The sequence below is a fragment of the Pedobacter zeaxanthinifaciens genome, from assembly GCF_003313335.1.
GTDB classification, from domain to species: Bacteria; Bacteroidota; Bacteroidia; order Sphingobacteriales; family Sphingobacteriaceae; genus Pedobacter; species Pedobacter zeaxanthinifaciens.
The window spans coordinates 176,568-201,652 of sequence record NZ_QMHP01000008.1; the positions used below are offsets into that span (position 1 = coordinate 176,568).

Sequence of the window (25,085 nt, forward strand, 5' to 3'; positions counted from 1 at the left end):
ATATTTATAGTACCTATCTATTCTATGAAAAATTGGTTCATCAATAACTTCGGTTTTAGCAAACGCGAGTATAACGGACTTTTGGCGCTGCTAGTACTTTTGTTGGCACTTACGCTTACACCAACTGCTTACAGGTATTATTTCAATAAGCATGAGGCAATAAGCCAATATGAGAAGTTGGCTCTGCAAAAGTTGATCTTGACGGATAGATATGATCGAAAAAGGAATGGCAGCGGCAATGAGGATTTCGAAGATCGTTTTTCCAAAATAAATAAGAAACCCAACTATCATGTTTTTGATCCTAACACCATTGGTGAAAAGGAATGGCAGCAGTTTGGACTTTCACCAAAACAGGCGATGTCTATCGTAAATTATGTAAAAAAGGGAGGACATTTTTATAAACCCGAAGATCTGCAGAAAATGTACACCATTTCTCCCGATAAATATCAGGCCTTATTGCCTTATGTGGAAATAAAGCAATTAAATAAACCTAATGCTAAACCGCTATACACTTTTATTAAGAAGGCCCCGATAATAGTAGAAATCAATACTGCTGATACCATTGTGCTGGATGAAATTAAAGGAGTAGGGGCGGCATTTGCCAGAAGAATTGTCAAATATCGTGAGCGTTTGGGTGGTTTTTACGCTAAAGAGCAATTGTTAGAAGTTTTTGGTGTAGATACGGCTAAATTCATCGAAATTAAAGACCAAATAAAAATAGATCCAGAAGCGATCAAGAAAATCGAAATTAACTCGGCTGAATTCGACGATTTGAAAAAACATCCTTACCTAAATTTTAAACAAATGAATGCAATTGTTCAATACCGAAAACAGCATGGGCCTTACAAGTCTGTAAGCGATTTAAGTAAAGTAATGATACTGAAACCAGAGACAATAGCTAAAATAGCCCCTTACTTAGATTTTAAATAAGATGCGAGTTAGAAATCATTTTATTTTTACATTTGAACATCAGGATTATCCCATTAATTTAACTAACCCAAATGCTGTCCAACCAAATCAAACAAATTATTAGAGACGTTCCAGATTTTCCAAAGCCCGGAATTATTTTTAAAGATATTACGCCGATATTAAAAGACGCTGCACTATGTAAGGAAATCACCGCTGCGCTAGCTGAACAATTAAAAGATGTAAAAATAGATGTGGTAGCAGGCATAGAAAGTCGAGGGTTTTTGTTTGGATTGGCCTTGGCACAACAGCTTAATTTACCCTTTGTTCCTATTAGAAAGGCCGGAAAATTGCCTTACAAAACCATTCAGCAATCGTACGATTTGGAGTATGGAAGCGCTACCTTAGAAGTGCATGAAGATGCATTTGAAGCTGGCCAGCAGGTGCTAATTCACGATGATTTACTTGCCACCGGAGGAACGGTAGTGGCCGCTTCCAATTTGGTGCAAAAATTGGGTGCAGCTGTTGCGGCCTATTCTTTTTTAATCAACCTTGATTTTTTAAATGGTAAAGATCGGTTAACGCCTTATGCTGACAAAGTGTTTGCCTTAGCTACTTATTAAGATAAATTTTAGCAAAAATTTAATTTTCAAACTGGCGCTTAATTTTAAGCCATTAAAAGCATTAAGCCCAATAATTGAACTGTTTACCGATTCGTTCGCTTAGAAAAACTGTTAAATTGCTTTGAAACTATAATTAAATTTGCTTAATATTGTCCTCAACCAAATATAAATCTTACTAAACTGTTTAAGTGCGAAAGCTCCAAGCCCAAGTATTTAAGCAGTTTTTTTCTTTTAAGGGAAATATGATACAAACAGGAATCAGTTTTAACGAGGCCGAAAATAGCACTATGATCAAAAGTATGGTGCGTGATTTCGCAGAGAAAAATATTCGTAAAAATGTAATGGATTGGGATGAGGCACAGCATTTCCCAGTGCCGTTATTTAAAGAATTAGGCCAAATTGGCTTAATGGGCGTATTGGTGCCTGAAGCCTACGGCGGGTCGGGATTTGGCTATCACGACTATGTGGATGTGATTGTGGAAATAGCAAAGGTATGTGGCTCCATAGGGCTATCCGTTGCTGCTCATAATTCACTGTGTACCGGGCACATCTTAACCTTCGGAAACGAAGAACAAAAAGCCAAATGGTTGCCAAAATTAGCTACTGCCGAGTGGATAGGTGCTTGGGGATTAACAGAAGCAAATACCGGTTCCGATGCATTACGCATGCGTACCACTGCTATTTTAGACGGGGATCATTACGTAATTAATGGCGCTAAAAACTGGATAACACATGGTAAATCTGGCGATGTAGCTGTGGTAATGGTGCGCACAGGAGAGGCTGGTAGTTCCAAAGGGATATCTGCCATTGTAGTTGAACGAGGCACTCCTGGCTTTAGTGCAGGTAAAAAAGAAAATAAATTAGGCATGCGTGCATCGGAAACTACAGAAATGATTTTCGATAACTGTAGAGTGCCAAAAGAAAATTTGTTGGGTGCTGAAGGCGATGGTTTTAAGCAGGCAATGAAAATACTTGATGGCGGTAGGATTTCTATCGCAGCCCTAAGTTTGGGCATTGCTAAAGGCGCTTATGAGGCTGCTTTGGCCTACTCCAAAGAAAGGCAGCAATTTGGTCAGCCTATCGCTAATTTCCAGGGTATTAGCTTTAAACTGGCAGATATGGCTACTGAAATTGAAGCTGCCGAGTTGTTGATCCGACAAGCCTCAGATTTGAAAAATCGCCACCAATCGGTAAGTAAGGAATCTGCAATGGCCAAATATTACGCCTCGGAAGTGGCTGTAAGATGTGCCACGGAAGCAGTTCAGATTTTTGGTGGCTATGGTTATACAAAGGATTTTCCTGTAGAGAAATTTTACAGAGATGCCAAACTGTGCACCATTGGCGAAGGTACATCGGAAATTCAAAAAATTGTAATTGCTCGTGAAATCATGAAGTAGCATTGTATTAAGCGTATACGATAAGTCATTACATTTAATGAGGATGAGGTATCTAACGTGTATTTTTATTGAGAAACTGTTTAAATTTCAGTTAAACTTTTTACTTGTCAGTCTGAACTTGTCGAAGACTACTTGCTAAAAAATGTTTCGACGAGTTCAACATGACGCCTTTATGTTAGTCAACAGAATTTAAACAGTTTCTCAATAATTTAATAAAAAGATAAAAAACTTTCTGTTTTTCAAATAATTGCCTACATTTGCAGCCCCAAGCGTAAGCTGGTTTTAAAAACACGAGAGGAGGTATTTTCAACGTTATGATTATTATTAATATTAAAGATGGTGAATCGTTAGACAAAGCGTTAAAGCGTTTCAAGAAGAAATTCGAAAAAACTGGTGTATTGAGAGAACTACGTAGCCGTCAAGCATACGAGAAAAAATCTGTAGCTCGTCGTACCGAAGTTAAGAAAGCAAGATATATCCAAGGTTTACAACAAGAAGGAACAATATAGTTTATTCTGCTGGATATCATTGATATACGTGCCTCCAAGAAATTGGGGGCATTTTTTTTGTCAAAAAAACTTGTTTAGCTAAACTTTTTTCCTAAATTCACTTAACCACGTAATCAACTAAATGTAAATGCCTATCAACGATTTTCTGACATATTTGAAGCATGAAAAACGTTGCTCTCCGCATACGTTAACCTCTTATCAAAAAGATTTGATGCAGTTTACGGAATTCTTGGCTGGTGAGCAAGTGGCAAACTTAGTAGACGCAAAAACGGCAAACATTAAAAACTTCTTAGTTCACCTATTGCAACATCATTTATCGGAAGCTGCAGTAAATAGAAAACTATCTTGCATAAAGAGTTATTATCGTTTCTTGCAGCGTGAAGGCGCTATTGAAACTAACCCTGCCAGCGTAATAAAAACGCTAAAAACACCAAAAAGGCTACCTGTTTTTATTGAAGAAGTAAAAATGGATCAGTTATTGGATAACGAAAATATATTTGATGATTCGTTTTCAGGTAAAAGAAATAAGCTAATTGTAGAAGTGTTGTTTGGTACAGGGCTGCGTTTAGCAGAGCTTATCAGTCTAAAAGATAAGGATGTAAATCTCTATGAGGGTGTAATTAAAGTGCTGGGTAAGAGAAACAAAGAGCGTATCATCCCTTTGCATCAAACGTTGCTAAAAGAGATAGAAGAATTTATATCGTTGAAAACTTTGCAAAATTTCGACAACAAAAGCCCTTATTTAATCGTTACAAATAAAGGCGAACAAGCCTATCCTAAATTAATTTATAGGGTAGTTACTAGCTGTTTAAATGAAATTTCTACCAAGGAAAAGAAAAGCCCGCATGTATTGAGGCATTCTTTTGCAAGTAGTTTGTTGAACAGGGGTGCCGATTTAAATGCTATAAAGGAGCTGCTAGGGCATGCTAGTTTGGCGGCAACACAAGTTTATACGCATAGTTCAATTGAAAGATTAAAATCCATTTATAAACAAGCCCATCCAAGGGCGTAAAAAAGGAGGAAAAATGAAAATCAGAGTGCAGTCTATCCATTTCAATGCAGACAAAAAGTTGTTGGACTTTATTCAGAAGAAAGTAGATAAGTTAGATCAGTTTTTTGACCAAATCATAAGTGGCGAAGTATATTTAAAATTAGAAAATGTGGAAGACGAAGCCAATAAAATTAGTGAAGTCAAGTTGATTGTGCCGGGCGGGACGATGTTTGCGAAGGAGCAATGCAAATCATTTGAAGAAGCTACAGATTTGGCCATTGAATCATTGAGGAAACAAATCACTAAACATAAAGATAAAACTAGAGCAAAATTAAGCGAACATAAAACCATTTTAGCTAATGGTGAAGTGGCTGATTATTAGATTACTATTGTAGTACATCATTAACTAAATATGTTGGCGGGCAAAAGCTCGCCAATTTTTTTTTAAAAAATATTTGCAGCTAAAGATAATGAGTGTATATTTGCATTCCATTTCGGAAACGGGGTAGTTAGCCCAAATGAAATGGTCGTTCTGTGAAGAGTTAGAAAAAACAAAAAAATATTAATTAATGTGTGCGAAAAGATAAAAATTTCTATATTTGCGCCACGTTGAAAAAAGATAAAAGCCTCCTTAGCTCAGCTGGTAGAGTCCCGTACATACGGGATAATCAGCAGGTCAAAAAAGATCAAGACTACGGAGGTGAGAAATAAAAGCCTCCTTAGCTCAGCTGGTAGAGCAACTGACTTGTAATCAGTAGGTCATTGGTTCGATTCCGATAGGAGGCTCTTTTTATTTTGAAGCTTTGCGTTTTGAAGTAGAAGGGGGGAGATACCAGAGTGGCCAAATGGGACAGACTGTAACTCTGTTGTCGCAAGACTTCGAAGGTTCGAATCCTTCTCTCCCCACCAATCAATTTTAGGTTAAAAGATTTTAGATTGACGATTTAATAATCGTAACTCGTAATCTTCAATCGTAAATTGAAAAGCGGAAGTAGCTCAGTTGGTAGAGCGATAGCCTTCCAAGCTATAGGTCGCGAGTTCGAACCTCGTCTTCCGCTCCTAGCTTTCATTACAAGTTGTTCATTGGTTCATTAGTGGTCGATGAATAAATAACGGATGGACTAGTGAGCTAAGGGTAAAAGCCGAAGTAGCTCAGCGGTAGAGCACTTCCTTGGTAAGGAAGAGGTCGTGGGTTCAAGTCCCATCTTTGGCTCAAAACAACTAAATAACTTTGTTTAGTCTGTTAACACAGAAAAAACAAGGTTTTTTGTATTGAAATTGTATCAAAACAATAATAAATAAAAAATTTAACCTACTAATAAGTATAAAAAATGGCAAAAGAAAAGTTTGACCGCAGTAAGCCGCACTTAAACATCGGTACAATCGGTCACGTTGACCACGGTAAAACAACCTTAACAGCAGCAATTACTAAAGTATTGGCTGATGCTGGTTTATCTGAGGCACGTTCATTCGATTCAATTGACTCTGCTCCAGAGGAAAAAGAAAGAGGTATCACTATCAATACTGCTCACGTTGAGTATTCAACTGCTAACCGTCACTATGCACACGTTGACTGTCCAGGTCACGCGGATTACGTGAAAAACATGGTTACTGGTGCTGCTCAAATGGACGGTGCTATCATCGTAGTAGCTGCAACTGATGGTCCTATGCCTCAAACTCGTGAGCACATCCTTTTGGCTCGTCAAGTAGGTGTACCTGCGTTAGTAGTATTCATGAACAAAGTTGACATGGTTGATGACCCTGAGTTATTAGAGCTTGTTGAAATGGAAGTTCGTGAATTATTATCATTCTATGAATTCCCTGGTGATGATATCCCTGTAATCCAAGGTTCTGCACTAGGTGGTTTAAATGGTGATGCTAAATGGGTTGGTAAAATCCTTGAGTTAATGGAAGCTGTAGATAACTACATTCCAATCCCTCCACGTTTGACAGATCTTCCTTTCTTGATGCCTGTTGAAGACGTATTCTCAATTACTGGTCGTGGTACTGTTGCTACTGGTCGTATTGAGCGTGGTGTAATCAACTCTGGTGATCCAGTTGAAATCTTAGGTATGGGTGCTGAGAACTTAAAATCTACAGTAACTGGTGTTGAGATGTTCCGTAAAATCTTAGATTACGGTGAAGCTGGTGATAACGTAGGTTTATTGTTACGTGGTATTGAGAAAACTGATATCCGTCGTGGTATGGTAATCTGTAAACCAGGTTCAGTAACTCCTCACACTGATTTCAAAGCAGAGGTTTACGTATTGTCAAAAGCAGAAGGTGGTCGTCACACTCCATTCTTCAACAAATATCGTCCTCAGTTCTATTTCCGTACTACAGACGTAACTGGTGAAATTTCACTAGCTGAAGGTACTGAAATGGTGATGCCAGGTGATAACGTTACAATCACTGTGAAGTTGATCAACGCTATCGCAATGGAAAAAGGTCTACGTTTCGCTATCCGTGAAGGTGGTAGAACTGTAGGTGCTGGTCAGGTAACTGAAATCTTAGCTTAATTATAGCTATAATATAAAAATTAGCTAATTGGCTCACACGCCGATTAGCTAATTTCATCCACGGGAATAGTTCAATGGTAGAATAGAGGTCTCCAAAACCTTTGATCAGGGTTCGAATCCTTGTTCCCGTGCCAATTACTCAAATGATAAAATGATTGAGTTATTGAATGATTAAATACGAAGTATTATTTTCGAGAAGATTTTCATTCAATCATTCACTCATTTCTTCATTCAATCATTAAAAATATGGCTAAGCTAGTTCAATTTATAAAAGAATCGTACGAAGAAATGACCCAAAAGGTAACTTGGCCTACATGGGGAGAGTTGCAAAACTCTGCTGTGCTGGTTTTGGTTGCTTCTGCTATCATTTCCTTGGTGATTTTAGCGATGGATAAAGGCGCTAATTTCATTCTTGAGACTTTTTACAATTCACTTTAAAAATTAGATTATTAGATGAACGATCAGCTAAAATGGTACGTTGTTAGAGCGGTAAGTGGTAAAGAGAAGAAGGTAAAACAGTACATCGATGCGGAAATTAGCCGCTTAGGTGTATCTCATCTAGTTCCTCAGGTTTTGATTCCTACCGAGAAGTATTATCAAATGAAAGATGGTAAGAAAATCGCTAAGGAACGTAACTATTATCCTGGATACGTATTAATGGAAGCTGCTTTGGATGGTGAGTTAGAGCACGTTATTAAAGGTATCAATAGTGTAATTGGATTTTTAGGTGATAAAGCAGGAAATCCAATTCCAATGAGGCAGGCTGAAGTTAACCGTATTTTAGGTAAGGTTGATGAAATGAGCCAACAGAGCGAAACTATGAACGTTGCTTACTACGTTGGCGAAAATGTAAAAGTAATGGATGGTCCTTTCAATGGTTTTACTGGTGTAATTGAAGAGGTAAACGAAGAGAAGAAAAAATTGAAAGTAATGGTTAAAATCTTCGGACGTAAAACTCCACTTGAGCTTAACTACATGCAAGTTGAAAAAGAGTAAAATTCATAAAAAGTATTTCGAAGCTGTTCAAATTGAGCAGCTTTTTTTTTGGTCTAATTTAAGCGAGTTGATAAAGTATTTTATTTAATCTTAGTTTGCTTAGTTCCTCTAGTAATTCTCTTGTTAGATATAAACTTGATTTCTTTTTAACGGATATTTAGATCATCACCGAAATTTTGAAATATTCAGTTTGTACTAATAAATTTGTATATTGTACCTTATTATTCTACCTAATGATAAGTAACCATGAAAAACAACATTTGTCACCCACTTTGTACCCAAGCATCAAATCAGCTGCCGGTCAATCGAGTTATCTGTTCCATCAAGTTAATATACCCATCTATTTCTTAAACGTAAAGTAGTTATTGTTTACAACTAGTTTTTGCGAGTTTAATTTGTGCGATAATTTGAAGTCTTATTCAGGATTTTAGCAATATATTTTTCGTCACTTTTTGCTGCGCTCTAACGGCTAACCACTTTATGTAGTTTGTTTATGCTTTTTTATTGCTGATTAGCAGTTATGCTGAAGTGATAGGAGGCTATATGCAAGGTGCAATGTTATTGAAGTTGTTGTTAGCTATAAGTTAAATAATTGCGATAGATATACTGCGCTATATGAGACGCCTTACGATATTGTTTTTGCTTTTGCATGTCATAGCTTTTGTACATGCTGAAATTCCTTTAACCACGAAACAGCAACTTGACGATGAAATTACAGTTTTGAGAAATGAACTGGGAGATTTGCCGGCAGTTGATTATATTAAAAATGCTTATAGAATAAATCAATTGGAGGCCCGTGTTTTATCTACCAAAAATGAGTCGTTAATCATCTATTTCTATTGTTATTATAATCAAATGTGCTTTTATGGTGGCTATAATTCAGGAGATGTCGAGAGGATCCAGTATGGGTTATCCAAGTTGAAGAAATATATTAAAAAAAACAAAGTAGCATTAGGTTATTATTATATCACATTAGGAGGTATACATGGCTTGCAAGGCAGATACAATGATAGAGATAAGGAAACGATCAAAGCCCATAACGTCTTTTTAAAATATGGCGCAAACCAAGATTTAGTAAGATCATATTATCTTCTATCTTATATTTATTTGGGAAAAAATAAATTGGAAGAAGGTTTATCCTTGGCTAAAAATGCCATTGCTTGTTATAATGCCATCCCCCCAAATCAACAACGAAAATCACTTTATGTAATCTATTCTCTTGCTAACCTTTTGTGTTTCAGGTCATATGTTGATCTTAAGCAGTATGATAAGGCCACGCCATTTTTACATATTTTAGAAAACAATACCTTTTTCAGCCCACAAAAGAAAACACGCTACCATCTTAATTACTACATGGCGCTGTATTTCAACCACTACAATAATCGCAAGCAAACAGAAAAGCTGTTGAACATGTCCTATACGCTTTGGAAAGATATGCTTAAAGAAGTGGAAATGTTTGGGAATGAAAAGGCAGAATTGAAAAGGAAGACAATAGAGGGGCTTAAAATTTCTCAAAAATATGAGATACAACGAAAAGATGCTGAAAATAAAAACATAATGTTGGCATTCGGGTGTTTTATCATCTTGGTTTTAAGTGTGTTGGTATATTATCAAAACTGGATACAAAAGAAGATTAAGAAATTAAATGACGCCCTATCAGATAAAAATACAGTGCTTTCGGAAGCCTTAAATTCGAGGTCTGTTTTCTTTAATACAGTATCTCATGAGTTTAAAACACCGCTGCATACTATAAAGAACGTTTTACAAGATACTTCATTGGCCGTAAATATACCGGCGGAACTTTTGGAAACGCTTCACAGCTCAATAAATAGCCTTAATAATTTAATTAATAATGTAATTCATGTTCACAAATTAGAAGATGGATCTCACAATGTTACCAATGAGCACAGCTATGATTTAAAGCGTTGTATCGTTGAGGCATTTGAATCTAAATTTTTGTCGGATAGCAATTTTATAAAGCTGACCATTGACGCAAATATTGATTCTAGCTTGTTTCTCGACTATCTAAAAATTACTCAACTTTTTGAGAATATTTTTTTGATTCCGCAAATGTTTCCAAATTTGGGAGATGTGGGTGTAAAGGTAACCATCAAAAAAGATACTTTTGAATCACAGGAAATACAGATAGCCTGTTCTTGTGAACGAAACATAGAACGGCTAGTAAATCTCAATGAAAGCTACCTTTCTGCATTTAATACACCTATAAACGAGAGTCTCCAGTTTGAAAGTGGGAAAAAACTAGGTTTATCAGTAATCAAAAAAATCGTCAGCCAATACCGCGGCAATGTCATTTTAAAAGAGAATACGATGCTGATATCCATGGTTTTTAAAAAGGCCGTAAAATATAAATTTGAAATAGAGTTAAAGGACGGGAATCAATCGAAGCACCTTTTGTTAGTTGAAGATGAAAAGTTAAACCAAATGTTAACTAAAAAACTGATTGAGGAGAATGGATTTATATGTGATGTAGCCAATAATGGAAAGGAGGCCGTAGAAAAAGCTTTGTCCTTTAATTATGATCTCATATTAATGGATATTATGATGCCGGTAATGGATGGTTTTGAGGCTTCGAAAATTATAAAAGAGAAAACTAAAAATCCGCTAATTGTCGCTTTATCTGCTATTGATCAAGCGTTAAATAATGAAAAAATCGTGTCTTCTGGAATCAAGTACTTTATGGGCAAGCCTATAGAAAAGGGTGATTTCATTAAAAAAATCAACACCTATATCTCAGAGGCAAATTTGAATGTGGGCTAAGATATCTTGCATTGCTTACAATTATTATGTTTTAAATAGTAATTTTTTTATTACAAACCGTATGGTGAAAATCGTATATTGTTGCCTATTATTCTGAAACCTAATGATAAACAACAATTATGAAGAGAAAAATTCTATTTTTCATCCTGCACTTATGTGTAGGCCTCGGTGCTTATGCTCAAAGCATTAAAGGTAAAGTGGCGGATGCCACTGGAGCAGGTTTACCAGGGGTGGTAGTATCGCTAGTAAACGCAAACAAAAGTGTTACCACAGATGCAAATGGTAACTACACCATTAATTCGGGCAAGGGCCAATTCAATGTTAAAACAAGCTTTGTAGGCTTTGAATCCCAAACGCTACCGGTTACAGTTGGCGACAATGGGGCGGTGTTGAATTTTACACTGAAAGAATCGGTAGGGGCACTTACCGAAATCGTGGTAACTGGTACGAGAAGTAGTGGCAGATCTAAAATCGACACTCCGGTTCCTGTGGATTTAATCCCGCTGGCGCAAGTAACCAATAATGTCGGGCAAGTGGATATTAACCAAATCCTTACTTTTGTAGCACCATCTTTCCAATCTTCACGTCAAGCTATTTCAGATGGAACTGACCACGTTGACCCAGCACAGTTGAGAGGTTTAGGGCCAGATCAGGTATTGGTTTTGGTGAACGGAAAACGTAGGCATCAATCGGCTTTGGTTAACGTAAATGGCACAGTTAACAGAGGTACAGTTGGAACAGACATGAACGCTATTCCGGCTACGGCAGTTGAGAAAATTGAAATTCTTAGGGATGGCGCTGCAGCCCAATATGGTTCAGACGCAATTGCTGGTGTAATCAATATTGTGCTGAAACGTAAAGAAGGACTGAGCGGAAACGTATCTACTGGCGAGTATATCACTTCGTACGATAAAAACTATGCAGTAAACTTCTCCAACGGCAAGGAGAAAAGTGTAAACGTACATGATGGTTTAACAGCACAATTCGGTCTTAATTATGGGGTTAAACTTGGTGGAAAAGGATTTTTGAATGTAACAGGAGAATTCGTTTCTAGAGGTCAAACTAACCGTACTGGAACCTACACTGGTCAGGTTTTTCCTGCCGTTTTAGGTCAAACCGATGATCAAGTAATAGCGAGTAAAGGACTTACCCGTAACGATTTTGACATGCGCATTGGAAACTCGAAGGTTAAAGGAGGTGGCTTAGTGGTAAATGCTGCCTATCCTGTAAACGATAACTTAGAGATTTATGCGTTTGGTGGCTGGAACAACAAAAAAGGAAATTCTGCGGGTGTATACAGATATCCCAACGTGGTTCCACTTTTAAGTGCTGCCGCTTCTACTGCTACTGGCTTAGCAACGACTGCCGTTAGAGATAACGTTTTCAAAGTATATCCAAATGGTTTCCTGCCAGAAATTAATACTAACGTAACTGACATTTCTTTTGCTACTGGTATCAGAGGTAAAATGTTTAACAATTGGCATTACGATTTGAGCAATGTTTACGGAAAGAATATTTTTGATTACGGAGTTGATAACTCGGTGAACTATAATCAGGCTGTTACCACATCAAATTTTCAACGCAAGTTCGATGCCGGAGGAAATTCATTCGCTCAAAACACGACAAATTTTGATGTTAGCAGAAAATACGAGAACGTATTTAGCGGTTTGAATTTAGCTTTTGGTGCTGAATTTAAAATAGACAATTTTGGAACGAAAGCTGGAGAAGAAGCTTCTTGGAAAAATTATAATCCGCAATCAGCCATCCAAGTTGGCTCTCAAGTTTTTCCAGGCTTTCTTCCTAAGGATGCTGGTAATTTTAACCGCAATAGCTATGCGTTTTATGCAGATGCAGAGCTCGATTTCACTAAAGCTTGGGTCGTGTCTGGAGCAGTTCGTTTAGAGAAATATTCGAACTTTAGTCAAACTCCAGTTAATTTTAAATTAGCATCCAGATATAAAATTACTGATAAAATAGCAATTCGCGGTGCGGTAAGTACGGGTTTTAGGGCTCCATCATTACAACAGAGTCACTATTCTAAAACAGCTACGCAGTTTGTTACAGAAGGAGGAGTTTTGGTTCCTAAAGAAATTGCTACATTGCCTAATGATAGTCAAGCAGCGAAAGTGTTAGGGATACCAGAATTAAAACCTGAAACATCAACTAACTATAGTTTGGGAGCCACCGCACAGTTGGGAAGACTCGAGCTGACCGTTGATGCTTACCAAATTGATATTAAGGATAGGATCATATTGACAAATAGTTTCAACTCAGCTAATGATGCCTTTCTCATTGCGCAATTTGCATTAATTGGCGCTGACCAAGTGACCTTTTTCACTAATGCGGTAGATACTCGCTCCAAAGGATTAGAAGCTGTTGCTTCCTATGGGGAAAGTTTTGGTAAACATAGCCTGAAGTTTACAATTGCTGGCGCATTCATTGATAACGAAGTAATCAAGGGAGCTGATGGAAAGCCGGCAATTAAAGCATCTCAAACATTAATCAACAGCGGACAATTAGGTAGATACTTCAATCGTGAAGATCAAAGCCGTATTGAAGTGGCAAGTCCAAAAAGTAAAATTACAGGAACTATCAACTATAAAATGAACAAGTTTGGTGCTATGGTACGTGTAGTACGTTTTGGCAAAGTTGTGTACTTAGATCCTAGCATTAACAGTTCGGCTAATTTTGTAGCCAATGCGTTTAATGGTGGTGCTTTGGAAACTCTAGATCAAACTTTCTCGCCAAAAGTAGTAACAGATGTAACTGTAAACTACCAGTTAACAAAACAGTTTAATTTAGCAGTAGGCGCCAACAACTTGTTTGATGTTTATCAGGATGTGCATACTCATTCGGGAAATATGTCATCAGGCAGGTTTGTATATTCTCGTAGGGTACAGCAAATGGGCTTCAATGGCCGATATATTTTTGGTCGTGTTAATTTTAACTTTTAATATTTAAACAGATTAGGTTTCAGATTTATGAAAAATCTAAATCATAACGTTTCTATTTGATATGCGAATAGCAGTATTTGATATGCGAATAGCAGTCAATTTAAAATTATAAGGAGCGGCAATTTCTAAGGAGATTGTCGCTTTTTTAATTGCCTAGTATCTGCACACTCTTTACACTGCAAATTTTTTATAAAAACTATTGTAATACTGTAAGTTAATTTATATCTTTGCAGTCCTTTTTGCATTTAATGCATCCCAAAGGAAATCTAAATGTTACATTGCTTCCAAAATTTAACATTGAGTTTTAATTAAACAAAAACAAAAAATGGCAAAAGAAGTCAGTGCACTGATCAAATTACAGATCAAAGGTGGAGCTGCAAACCCATCGCCACCAGTAGGACCTGCATTAGGTGCTAAAGGTGTGAATATCATGGAGTTTTGTAAACAGTTCAATGCTCGTACCCAAGATAAGCCAGGTAAAGTATTACCAGTTGTAATTACTGTATATGCTGACAAGTCTTTCGATTTCATCATCAAAACCCCTCCGGTTGCTATCCAGTTGTTGGATGCTACCAAATTACAGAGTGGTTCTGCTGAGCCTAACCGTAAAAAAGTTGGATCGGTGACTTGGGATCAAGTTAAGGCAATTGCTGAAGATAAAATGCCTGATTTAAATGCATTCACTATCGAATCAGCAATGAGTATGGTTGCTGGTACAGCACGTAGCATGGGTATCACTGTTTCAGGTGATGCGCCTTTTAACTAATTATTTAACATTAACAGTTTACACTAGTGGCTAAGTTAACAAAAAATCAAAAAATAGCACACGCTAAACTAGAAGCCGGTAAATCGTATTCTTTAAAAGAAGCAGCTGCTTTGGTAAAAGAAATCACGACTACTAAATTTGATGCATCAGTTGATATTGATGTAGCTTTAGGGGTAGATCCTCGTAAAGCAAATCAAATGGTACGTGGTATCGCTACTTTACCTCACGGTACCGGTAAAACTGTTCGCGTTTTAGTACTTTGTACTCCTGATAAGGAAGAGGAAGCTAAAGCGGCTGGAGCAGATTTCGTAGGTTTAGACGAGTATGTTGCTAAAATTGAAGGTGGTTGGACAGATGTTGACATTATTATCACTACGCCTGCGTGTATGGCAAAAGTAGGTAAGTTGGGCCGTGTTTTAGGTCCACGTAACTTAATGCCAAACCCTAAATCAGGTACAGTAACTAACGAAGTTGGTAAAGCTGTAACTGATGTAAAAGGTGGTAAGATCGATTTTAAAGTTGACAAAACTGGTATTATCCACGCTTCAATCGGTAAAGTATCATTCTCACCAGAGAAAATATACGAGAACGCGTTAGAGGTACTTCAAACGCTTTCTAAATTAAAACCTTCTGCGGCTAAAGGAACTTATTTCAAGAGCATTCACGTGTCATCTACAATGAGTCCTGGTATTTCGGTAGAAACTAAATCAGTAGCGGGGATCTAATTATGAACAGAGAAGAAAAACAAGAAGTAGTTTTAGCACTACAGGAAAAAATGCAAGAGTACGGCAATTTTTACATTGCTGATACCTCAGGCTTATCTGTTGAAAAAGTAAATAGCATCCGTCGTAAATGTTTCGAAAGTGGTATCGAAATGAAGGTTGCTAAAAATACCTTGATCAAAAAAGCAATCGAAGGATTGGAAGGTGATTCATCTGACATCTTCACTGCTTTGAAAGGTCAATCAGCTTTATTATTTTCTAAAGTAGGTAACGGTCCAGCTAAGCTGATCAAATCACTAAGAAAAGGTAAAGGCGAAGATAAACCTCAACTTAAAGCTGCGTACGTAGATACAGCAATTTTTGTTGGAGATAACCAATTAGATGCATTAGTAAGCTTGAAATCAAGAGAAGAGCTTATCGGCGAAATCGTTGGTCTATTACAATCTCCTGCTAAAAACGTTGTTTCTGCTCTACAATCAGGCGGAGGTAAAATTGCAGGTATTGTTAAAACATTACAAGAAAGAGGTTAACGAACACCTTATAAGTTCGTATTTGAACAAACAACAATTTTGTAAAATTTTTTAAAATCTTAAATAAAATGGCAGATTTAAAAGCGTTTGCTGAGCAATTAGTAAACTTAACAGTTAAAGAAGTTAATGAGTTAGCTCAAATCTTAAAAGACGAGTATGGTATCGAGCCTGCTGCTGCTGCAGTAGCTGTTGCTGCTCCTGCTGCTGGTGGCGATGCTCCTGCAGCTGAAGAGAAAACATCTTTTGATGTAATCTTGAAAGATGCTGGTGGTCAAAAATTAGCAGTTGTAAAATTAGTTAAAGACTTAACTGGTCTAGGTTTGAAAGAAGCTAAAGATTTAGTTGATGGTGCACCTAAAGAATTAAAAGCTGGTGTTGCTAAAGACGAAGCAGAAGCTCTTAAAAAACAATTAGAAGAAGCTGGAGCTGTAGTTGAAATTAAGTAATCACTTAATTTAACGAAACTCATAAGAAAAGACTCCGACTGCAAAGTCGGAGTCTATTCCCGTTTATAAACGTTTCATTTGTTTGGTTGATGAAATGTTCCCTTTTTAAAACCAAAAAATAGTTTATTCTTAAACTAAATTAAATTTAGTCCCTTGGCAAATAAAGTCGACCAAAGAGTAAATTTTGCACGTAGTAAGCACGTAATCGATTATCCAGACTTTCTGGATGTGCAGTTGCAATCATTTAGAGAATTTTTTCAGATCGAAACTACATCAGACAACCGTCATACTGAAGGTTTGTTTAAAGTGTTTGCTGAAAACTTCCCAATCACTGATTCTAGAAACATCTTTGTTTTAGAGTTTTTAGATTATTTTATTGACCCACCTCGTTATGACATCCCTGAATGTATTGACCGTGGGCTAACTTACAGCGTTCCTTTGAAAGCGAAATTGAAGCTTTCTTGTAACGATGCTGAGCACGAAGATTTTGAAACCATTATACAAGATGTATACTTAGGAACCATCCCTTATATGACTCCTAAAGGTACATTCGTAATTAACGGTGCAGAGCGTGTAATTGTATCGCAGTTACATAGGTCGCCAGGTGTGTTTTTTGGCCAAAGCCGCCACACTAACGGTACCAAGTTATACTCGGCCCGTGTAATTCCATTTAAAGGTTCTTGGATTGAGTTCGCTACAGACGTTAACAACGTAATGTACGCTTACATCGATCGTAAAAAGAAATTCCCTGTAACCACGTTATTGCGTGCTATTGGTTACGATTCTGATAAAGACATTTTGGAACTTTTTGATTTAGCTGATGAAGTAAAAGTTAGCAAGTCAGGATTGAAAAAATACATCGGACGTAAATTGGCCGCTAGGGTTCTTAGAAAATGGGTGGAGGATTTTGTAGATGAAGATACCGGAGAGGTAGTTTCTATTGACCGTAATGAAGTTATTTTAGACAGGGATACTGTTTTAGAAGACGAGCATATTGACTTAATCATCGATGCTGGTGTTAAAACAATCATCTTATCTAAAGATGATGGTGCATCGCAAGCTGATTATACCATTATATATAATACTTTACAAAAAGATACTTCAAACTCTGAAAAAGAGGCTGTGGAGAACATCTATCGTGCTTTGCGTAACGCAGAACCGCCTGATGAGGAAACAGCAAGAGGTATCATTGAGCGTTTGTTCTTCTCGGATAAACGTTATGACTTAGGTGATGTAGGTAGATACCGTATTAACCGTAAGTTAAAAATGGATACCCCTGATGATGTGAAAGTATTGACAAAAGCAGATATCATTGCTATTGTTAAATATTTGATCAAATTGATCAACTCTAAAGAAGAGGTGGATGATATTGACCACTTATCAAACCGTCGTGTACGTACGGTAGGTGAGCAATTATACGCACAATTTGGTGTAGGTTTAGCTCGTATGGCTAGAACTATCCGTGAGCGTATGAATATCCGTGATAACGAGGTATTCACTCCAACTGATTTGATCAATGCTCGTACATTGTCATCGGTAATCAACTCTTTCTTTGGTACCAACCAGCTATCACAGTTCATGGATCAAACCAACCCATTGGCGGAGATCACGCACAAGCGTCGTCTTTCAGCTTTAGGTCCAGGTGGTCTTTCTCGTGAGCGTGCAGGTTTCGAGGTTCGTGACGTTCACTATACGCACTACGGTCGTTTGTGTACTATCGAAACTCCTGAGGGACCAAATATCGGTTTGATTTCATCACTTTGTGTACACGCTAAAATTAACAGCTTAGGTTTTATCGAAACTCCATACAAACGTGTAGTTGATGGTAAGGTTGCTGTTGATGAGCAAGTAATTTACTTATCTGCAGAAGATGAAGATGGTAAAACTATTGCTCAAGCTAATGCGCAGTATGATGATAAAGGCACCTTTGCTACTCCACGTGTTAAAGCACGTTACGAAGGTGACTTCCCAATTATCGAGCCTGAGAAATTAGACTTGATGGATATTGCACCAAACCAGATTACGTCAATCGCTGCATCGTTAATTCCTTTCTTGGAGCATGATGATGCGAACAGGGCGTTGATGGGATCAAACATGCAACGTCAGGCCGTACCATTGTTGCGTCCTGAAGCTCCAATTGTAGGTACAGGTTTGGAAGGTCGTGTAGCTCGAGACTCAAGAACTTTGATCAACGCAGAAGGCGACGGTGTGGTTGAGTACGTTGATGCTAACGAAATCGTAATTAAATACGTAAGAAATGATGACGATCGTTTAGTTTCTTTCGAAGGCGATAGCAAAACTTACAAATTAACCAAGTTCAAAAAAACCAACCAAAATACTTGTATCAACTTGAAACCAATTGTTAAAAAAGGTCAGAAAGTTACTAAAGGACAAGTACTTTGCGAAGGTTATGCTACACAAGATGGTGAGTTGGCATTAGGAAGAAACTTAAAAGTAGCTTTCATGCCTTGGCAAGGATATAACTTTGAGGATGCGATCGTAATTAACGAGCGTATCGTTAGAGAAGACATCTTTACTTCGTTACACATCGAAGAGTTTGAACTTGAAGTACGTGATACTAAACGTGGTGAGGAAGAATTAACACCGGATATTCCTAACGTTTCTGAAGAGGCTACAAAAGACCTTGATGAAAACGGTATTATCCGCATTGGTGCTGAGGTTAAAGAAGGTGATATCCTTATTGGTAAAATTACACCAAAAGGTGAGTCTGATCCTTCACCAGAAGAGAAATTATTGCGTGCCATCTTTGGTGACAAAGCTGGTGATGTAAAAGATGCTTCGTTAAAAACCCCTCCTTCAATTAAAGGTGTAGTAATCGATACTAAATTATTCTCTAGAGCTAAGAAAACTTCTAAAGCAGAAGAAAAATCAGCTATTGAGAAATTAGATAAAAAATACAACATCGCTGTTGAGAACCTTAAAAACGAATTAGTAGATAAGTTGTTCCAAATTGTAAATGGTAAAACATCGCAAGGCGTTTTCAACGTTTACAAAGAGCTTCTAATTGCTAAAGGCGCTAAGTTCACTCAAAAAATGTTGGCTGATTTAGAGTATGCTCACATTAATCCATACAAATGGACTACTGATGAAGATAAAAATGAGCAAATCAAAATGTTGTTGCACAACTACGGCATTCGTGTTAACGAAGAGTTAGGTGCTTACAAACGTGATAAATTTGCGATCAGCGTTGGTGATGAACTTCCATCAGGCATTGTACAGATGGCCAAAGTTTATGTAGCCAAAAAACGTAAGCTAAAAGTAGGTGATAAGATGGCGGGTCGTCACGGTAATAAGGGTATTGTTGCTCGTATTGTACGTGATGAAGATATGCCTTTCTTAGATGATGGAACTCCAGTTGATATTGTGTTGAACCCACTAGGTGTACCTTCACGTATGAACTTGGGCCAGATCTACGAAACCGTATTGGCTTGGGCTGGTAAAGAATTGGGCGTGAAATTCGCTACTCCAATTTTTGACGGTGCTAAGAGCGATGAGGTAGAAGATTGGATTGCTAAAGCAGGTTTGCCAGCTTCTGGTAGAACTTACTTAAATAATGGTTTAACAGGCGAGAAATTTGACCAACCAACTACAGTAGGTATTATTTATATGCTGAAATTAGGTCACATGGTTGATGATAAGATGCACGCCCGTTCAATTGGACCATACTCATTAATTACACAACAGCCATTGGGTGGTAAAGCTCAATTTGGTGGTCAGCGTTTTGGTGAGATGGAGGTTTGGGCATTAGAGGCATTTGGTGCTGCTAATATCCTTCAAGAGATCTTAACCGTAAAATCGGATGATGTTATTGGAAGGGCCAAAACTTACGAAGCCATTGTTAAAGGCGAAAACCTACCAACTCCAGGTGTACCAGAATCGTTCAACGTATTGGTACATGAGCTACGCGGCTTAGGTTTAGATATTACGTTAGACTAATAGAATGAAAGAATGAGTGAATGAGTGAATGATGGTTAATCTATTATTTACTCATTCAATCACTCAATCCTTCAATCATTAAAGAAAGAGATATGTCTTACAAAAAGGATAATAAATTAAAAAGTAACTTCACCTCAATTACCATTAGCTTGGCTTCTCCAGAAAATATTTTGGAGCGTTCAAGTGGTGAAGTTTTAAAGCCTGAAACCATTAACTATCGTACTTACAAACCAGAACGTGATGGTTTGTTCTGCGAGCGTATTTTTGGTCCGGTAAAAGATTACGAGTGCCATTGCGGTAAATACAAACGTATCCGTTATAAAGGTATTGTTTGCGATCGTTGTGGTGTTGAAGTAACTGAAAAGAAAGTACGTAGAGAGCGTATGGGTCACATTAACTTAGTGGTTCCTGTGGCGCACATCTGGTATTTCCGTTCGTTGCCTAACAAAATCGGTTACCTTTTGGGCTTACCAACCAAAAAGCTAGACTTGATCATTTACTATGAGCGTTATGTAGTAATTCAGGCTGGTTTAATGGGCGAGCAAGGTATTCAGTTCATGGATTTCTTAACTGAGGAAGAATATCTTGACATTTTAGATAAATTACCTAAAGAAAACCAATACTTAGACGATAAAGATCCAAATAAATTTGTAGCCAAAATGGGTGCAGAGGCTTTGGAAGATTTATTGAAACGTATTGATTTAGATAGTTTATCTTACAACTTACGTCACCAAGCTGCTAATGAAACATCTCAGCAACGTAAAAATGAGGCTTTAAAACGTCTTCAAGTTGTTGAAGCTTTCCGTAGCTCAAGATCAAATATTGAGAATAACCCTGAGTGGATGATCATCAAGATTGTTCCAGTTATTCCACCAGAGTTACGTCCATTAGTTCCATTGGAAGGTGGTCGTTTTGCTACTTCAGATTTGAACGATTTATACCGTCGTGTAATTATCCGTAACAACCGTTTAAAACGTTTGATCGAGATTAAAGCACCAGAGGTAATTTTACGTAACGAGAAACGTATGTTACAGGAAGCTGTAGATTCGTTGTTCGATAACTCACGTAAAGTAAATGCTGTTAAAACTGAAGGTAACCGTGCCTTAAAATCACTTTCAGATATCTTGAAAGGTAAACAAGGTCGTTTCCGTCAAAACTTATTAGGTAAACGTGTGGATTATTCTGCTCGTTCGGTAATTGTTGTAGGTCCAAACCTTAAATTACACGAATGCGGTCTACCAAAAGATATGGCTGCTGAGCTTTACAAACCGTTCATCATTCGTAAGATGATTGAAAGAGGTGTGGTAAAAACAGTAAAATCAGCTAAAAAAATAGTTGATAGAAAAGATCCACTAGTTTGGGACATCCTTGAAAACGTATTGAAAGGACACCCAGTGTTGTTAAACAGGGCACCTACACTTCACCGTTTAGGTATCCAAGCTTTTCAACCAAAATTAGTAGAAGGTAAAGCTATCCAATTACACCCATTAGTTTGTACCGCATTCAACGCCGATTTTGACGGTGACCAGATGGCAGTTCACTTACCTTTAGGTAATGCTGCAATTTTGGAAGCCCAAGTATTGATGTTGGCAGCACATAACATCCTTAACCCAGCTAACGGTACACCTATTACTGTACCTTCTCAGGATATGGTTTTGGGTCTTTACTACATTACTAAAGGCCGCAGAACTGATGAGAAGAGAGTGGTAAAAGGACAAGATATGAGTTTTTACTCGGCAGAAGAGGTAATTATTGCCTACAATGAGAAAAGAGTAGACTTACATGCTTGGATCAAAGTAAAAGCTAACGTTAAAGAATCTGATGGTACTATCGTTAACAAACTGATTGAAACTACGGTAGGTCGTGTGTTGTTTAACCAAATGGTGCCAGAAGAGGTAGGTTATATCAATGAGCTATTAACCAAGAAGTCTTTAAGAGATATCATTGGTGAAGTAGTAAAAATGACTGGTATGGCTCGCTCTGCTAAATTCTTGGATGATATCAAAGAATTAGGTTTCCAAAGTGCGTTCCGCGGAGGTTTATCGTTCAACTTACAAGACGTAAACATTCCAGTTGAGAAACATACTTTATTAGAGCAAGCAGCTGCTGAAGTTGAAGAGGTAAGAAACAACTATAACATGGGTTTCATTACCAACAACGAGCGTTACAACCAAATCATCGATATCTGGACTCGTATCAACAACCGTTTAACTACGTTTGTGATGAACCAATTATCATCGGATAACCAAGGTTTCAACTCTGTTTACATGATGCTTGACTCTGGAGCCCGTGGTTCTAAAGAGCAGATTCGTCAGTTAGCAGGTATGAGGGGCTTAATGGCTAAACCTCAAAAATCAGGTTCTGGTGGTGAGATTATCGAAAACCCTATTCTTTCAAACTTTAAAGAAGGTTTATCTGTATTAGAGTACTTTATCTCTACCCACGGTGCCCGTAAAGGTTTGGCGGATACGGCGTTAAAAACTGCGGATGCGGGTTACTTAACACGTCGTTTGCATGACGTAGCGCAAGATATGATTGTTAATGATGAGGATTGTGGTACTTTAAGAGGTATGTACACAACTGCATTAAAAGATAATGAGGATATTGTTGAACCATTATACGAGCGTATTTTGGGACGTACTTCATTACATGATGTATACCATCCATTAACAGGCGAATTATTGGTAGGTGCTGGTCAGGATATTGAAGAAGATATTGCAAGAGCAATCGAAGAATCACCGTTGGAAGGTATCGAAATTCGTTCGGTATTAACCTGCGAGAACAAGCGTGGTGTGTGTGCTTTATGTTACGGACGTAACTTAGCCTCAGGTAAACGTGTTCAAAAAGGTGAGGCTGTTGGTGTAATTGCAGCGCAGTCAATTGGTGAGCCAGGTACACAGTTAACACTTCGTACTTTCCACGTGGGTGGTACGGCGTCTAACATTGCCAATGAGTCGCAAATCAACGCTAAGTTTGATGGTGTTATCGAATTTGAAAACTTACGTACGGTTCAAACTACTACCGAAGATGGTGTTGTGGATATTGTACTTGGTCGTTCAGGTGAGTTCAGAATTGTTGAGCCAAACACTAAAAAGGTAATCGTTAACAACAACATCCCTTACGGTGCATTTTTATATGTGAAAGAAGGTGATACTGTTGCTAAAGGTGATAAAATTTGTTCATGGGATCCATATAATGCCGTTATCATCTCTGAGTTTGGAGGTAAAATCGAATTCGATGCTATTATCGAAGGAGTAACCTTCCGCGAAGAAAGTGACGAGCAAACTGGTCACCGCGAAAAAGTAATTATAGATACTCGTGATAAAACGAAAAACCCGTCTATCAAAGTATTGGATAAAAAAGGTGAGTTGATTAGAACTTACAACATTCCAGTAGGTGCCCACATTGCTGTTGATGACGGTGATGCAGTACAAACTGGTGAGGTGTTAGTGAAAATCCCTCGTGCAACTGGTAAAACCCGAGATATTACAGGTGGTTTACCTCGTGTAACTGAGTTATTCGAGGCTCGTAACCCATCTAATCCAGCGGTTGTAACCGAAATTGATGGTGTGGTAACTTTAGGCGGTATCAAACGTGGTAACCGTGAAATTACCATCGAGTCAAGAGATGGCGAAGTTAAAAAATACCTTGTTCCACTTTCGAAACACATTTTGGTACAGGATAACGACTTCGTGAAAGCAGGTATGCCATTGTCAGATGGTTCTATTTCTCCAGCGGATATCTTAGCGATCAAAGGTCCAGCAGCGGTGCAAGAGTATTTAGTAAATGGTATCCAAGAGGTTTACCGTTTACAAGGTGTGAAAATCAACGATAAGCACTTTGAGGTAATTGTACATCAGATGATGCAGAAAGTTCACATTGAGGATCCTGGAGATACCCGTTTCTTAGAAAACGATTCTGTAGACCGTTGGGACTTTATGGTGGAAAACGACGAAATTTTCGATAAGAAAGTTGTTGTAGAAGCTGGTGATTCAACGACAGTGAAACCTGGACAGATTATCTCTGTACGTAAATTAAGAGATGAAAATTCTCAATTGAAACGTCAGGATATGAAACAGATTGAAGTGAGAGATGCTAAACCAGCTACTGCTAGTTCAGTACTGCAAGGTATTACCCGTGCTTCATTAGGTACTAAGTCGTTTATCTCTGCGGCATCATTCCAGGAAACTACAAAAGTGTTGAACGAAGCTGCAATTGCAGGTAAGAAAGACAGCATGTTAGGCTTGAAAGAGAACGTAATTGTTGGTCACTTGATTCCTTCAGGTACTGGTTTACGTGGCTACGAGCGTATCATTGTAGGTTCTCAAGAAGAATACGATAAATTATTAGCTTCTAAACAAGAAGAAGTAGAAGCGTAATAGTTGTTTCATCTTATAACAGCCCCCTTTCAGAAATGATTGGGGGCTTTTTGTTTTATGTGGAGTCCTAAAAAGATTGACCAATAAAAAGTCAATGACATTAATTATTTTCTCATACTGAGAAGAGTTGACCAATTCTTAAGAAATATGGTCAAAAAAAGTTAAAAGAGATGCTAGTTCTCCTACGATTTAATATGAGAGCTCTCGGAAACTTTTTGTTACCGCGTAATGTATTAGTGATGGGGCTTTAACAATGTATGAAAGTTGGATTTGACGCTTTAGCTACTCTGATGTTTAAAGAAAGCACAGCCAAATCACCGGTTATAGACTTTAGCTACGCAAATATCCAAAAGAGTGTTACATCTATAAATAGGCATCAGGCCTGAAATCCAATTTTTTCCATAGTGTTTAAGCGGTCGAAATTATAGTTGTCTAAGTATGATAAAGCCTTATAGATGTAGGTAACGGGTGCTGTAAACACTTTTCCTGGCATATTGTTCATTTGTTTTTTCAATTTTTATAGCTGTATTCCAGTGGGTTGTGTGCCCTGGTGCAGAAAATACCCGTTCGGGCATTGCGGGCGACCTGAATTTTGCTACCTTTGCACTCCGC

General features: G+C 37.8%; 17 protein-coding genes and 5 tRNA genes. All 22 read left to right on the forward strand.

The genetic code is table 11. The features are described from left to right. Positions 1-24 precede the first annotated feature (24 nt). The 22 genes from DUT68_RS13565 (at position 25) to rpoC (ending at position 24,473) form a co-directional block, all read left to right on the forward strand. Positions 25-930 (forward strand): ComEA family DNA-binding protein, encoded by a 906-nt coding sequence (locus DUT68_RS13565; protein WP_113638750.1) that lies wholly within the window; start codon positions 25-27, stop codon positions 928-930. Positions 931-1,001: 71 nt separating this feature from the next. Then, positions 1,002-1,529 carry an adenine phosphoribosyltransferase gene (locus DUT68_RS13570; RefSeq protein ID WP_113638751.1) on the forward strand — a complete coding sequence of 176 codons (528 nt, stop codon included), beginning with the start codon at positions 1,002-1,004 and terminating at the stop codon, positions 1,527-1,529. Positions 1,530-1,771: 242 nt separating this feature from the next. After that, a complete protein-coding gene (locus tag DUT68_RS13575) occupies positions 1,772-2,926 on the forward strand; it encodes an acyl-CoA dehydrogenase family protein (RefSeq protein WP_113638752.1) in 1,155 nt (384 codons plus the stop codon). A gap of 314 nt (positions 2,927-3,240) precedes the next feature. Further along, the gene (gene rpsU / locus DUT68_RS13580; RefSeq protein WP_113638753.1) at positions 3,241-3,435 is read left to right on the forward strand and encodes a 30S ribosomal protein S21; all 195 of its coding nucleotides are present in this window, start codon (positions 3,241-3,243) and stop codon (positions 3,433-3,435) included. Between the two features lie 127 nt (positions 3,436-3,562). Continuing rightward, on the forward strand, positions 3,563-4,447 hold the full coding sequence (locus DUT68_RS13585) for a tyrosine-type recombinase/integrase (RefSeq protein WP_113638754.1): 885 nt from the start codon (positions 3,563-3,565) through the stop codon (positions 4,445-4,447). Positions 4,448-4,460: 13 nt separating this feature from the next. After that, on the forward strand, positions 4,461-4,808 hold the full coding sequence (gene hpf / locus DUT68_RS13590) for a ribosome hibernation-promoting factor, HPF/YfiA family (RefSeq protein WP_113638755.1): 348 nt from the start codon (positions 4,461-4,463) through the stop codon (positions 4,806-4,808). 331 nt (positions 4,809-5,139) lie between these two features. Further along, a tRNA-Thr gene (locus tag DUT68_RS13595) sits at positions 5,140-5,212 on the forward strand. Positions 5,213-5,249: 37 nt separating this feature from the next. After that, a tRNA-Tyr gene (locus DUT68_RS13600) sits at positions 5,250-5,335 on the forward strand. A 76-nt stretch (positions 5,336-5,411) separates the two neighbouring features. Then, a tRNA-Gly gene (locus DUT68_RS13605) sits at positions 5,412-5,484 on the forward strand. An 83-nt stretch (positions 5,485-5,567) separates the two neighbouring features. After that, a tRNA-Thr gene (locus DUT68_RS13610) sits at positions 5,568-5,639 on the forward strand. A gap of 118 nt (positions 5,640-5,757) precedes the next feature. Continuing rightward, entirely contained in the window at positions 5,758-6,945 is a 1,188-nt protein-coding gene (gene tuf, locus DUT68_RS13615; RefSeq protein ID WP_113638756.1) for an elongation factor Tu, read from the forward strand. A 60-nt stretch (positions 6,946-7,005) separates the two neighbouring features. Further along, a tRNA-Trp gene (locus DUT68_RS13620) sits at positions 7,006-7,079 on the forward strand. A 112-nt stretch (positions 7,080-7,191) separates the two neighbouring features. Next, positions 7,192-7,383 carry a preprotein translocase subunit SecE gene (gene secE / locus DUT68_RS13625; protein WP_113638757.1) on the forward strand — a complete coding sequence of 64 codons (192 nt, stop codon included), beginning with the start codon at positions 7,192-7,194 and terminating at the stop codon, positions 7,381-7,383. 15 nt (positions 7,384-7,398) lie between these two features. Next, positions 7,399-7,941 (forward strand): transcription termination/antitermination protein NusG, encoded by a 543-nt coding sequence (nusG, locus tag DUT68_RS13630; RefSeq protein WP_113638758.1) that lies wholly within the window; start codon positions 7,399-7,401, stop codon positions 7,939-7,941. A 615-nt stretch (positions 7,942-8,556) separates the two neighbouring features. After that, positions 8,557-10,719: a response regulator gene (locus DUT68_RS13635; RefSeq protein WP_113638759.1), complete on the forward strand. Its 2,163-nt coding sequence runs from the start codon at positions 8,557-8,559 to the stop codon at positions 10,717-10,719. 119 nt (positions 10,720-10,838) lie between these two features. Further along, complete coding sequence (locus DUT68_RS13640) at positions 10,839-13,673, forward strand: TonB-dependent receptor (RefSeq protein ID WP_113638760.1); 2,835 nt, start codon at positions 10,839-10,841, stop codon at positions 13,671-13,673. Between the two features lie 325 nt (positions 13,674-13,998). After that, complete coding sequence (rplK, locus tag DUT68_RS13645) at positions 13,999-14,439, forward strand: 50S ribosomal protein L11 (protein WP_113638761.1); 441 nt, start codon at positions 13,999-14,001, stop codon at positions 14,437-14,439. Between the two features lie 26 nt (positions 14,440-14,465). Beyond that, complete coding sequence (rplA, locus tag DUT68_RS13650) at positions 14,466-15,164, forward strand: 50S ribosomal protein L1 (RefSeq protein ID WP_113638762.1); 699 nt, start codon at positions 14,466-14,468, stop codon at positions 15,162-15,164. Positions 15,165-15,166: 2 nt separating this feature from the next. Continuing rightward, positions 15,167-15,691: a 50S ribosomal protein L10 gene (rplJ, locus tag DUT68_RS13655; protein WP_113638763.1), complete on the forward strand. Its 525-nt coding sequence runs from the start codon at positions 15,167-15,169 to the stop codon at positions 15,689-15,691. Positions 15,692-15,759: 68 nt separating this feature from the next. Beyond that, positions 15,760-16,137 carry a 50S ribosomal protein L7/L12 gene (rplL, locus tag DUT68_RS13660; RefSeq protein ID WP_113638764.1) on the forward strand — a complete coding sequence of 126 codons (378 nt, stop codon included), beginning with the start codon at positions 15,760-15,762 and terminating at the stop codon, positions 16,135-16,137. Positions 16,138-16,290: 153 nt separating this feature from the next. Next, the gene (gene rpoB, locus DUT68_RS13665) at positions 16,291-20,094 is read left to right on the forward strand and encodes a DNA-directed RNA polymerase subunit beta (protein WP_113638765.1); all 3,804 of its coding nucleotides are present in this window, start codon (positions 16,291-16,293) and stop codon (positions 20,092-20,094) included. 92 nt (positions 20,095-20,186) lie between these two features. Then, the gene (gene rpoC, locus DUT68_RS13670; RefSeq protein ID WP_113638766.1) at positions 20,187-24,473 is read left to right on the forward strand and encodes a DNA-directed RNA polymerase subunit beta'; all 4,287 of its coding nucleotides are present in this window, start codon (positions 20,187-20,189) and stop codon (positions 24,471-24,473) included. Positions 24,474-25,085: the final 612 nt, after the last annotated feature.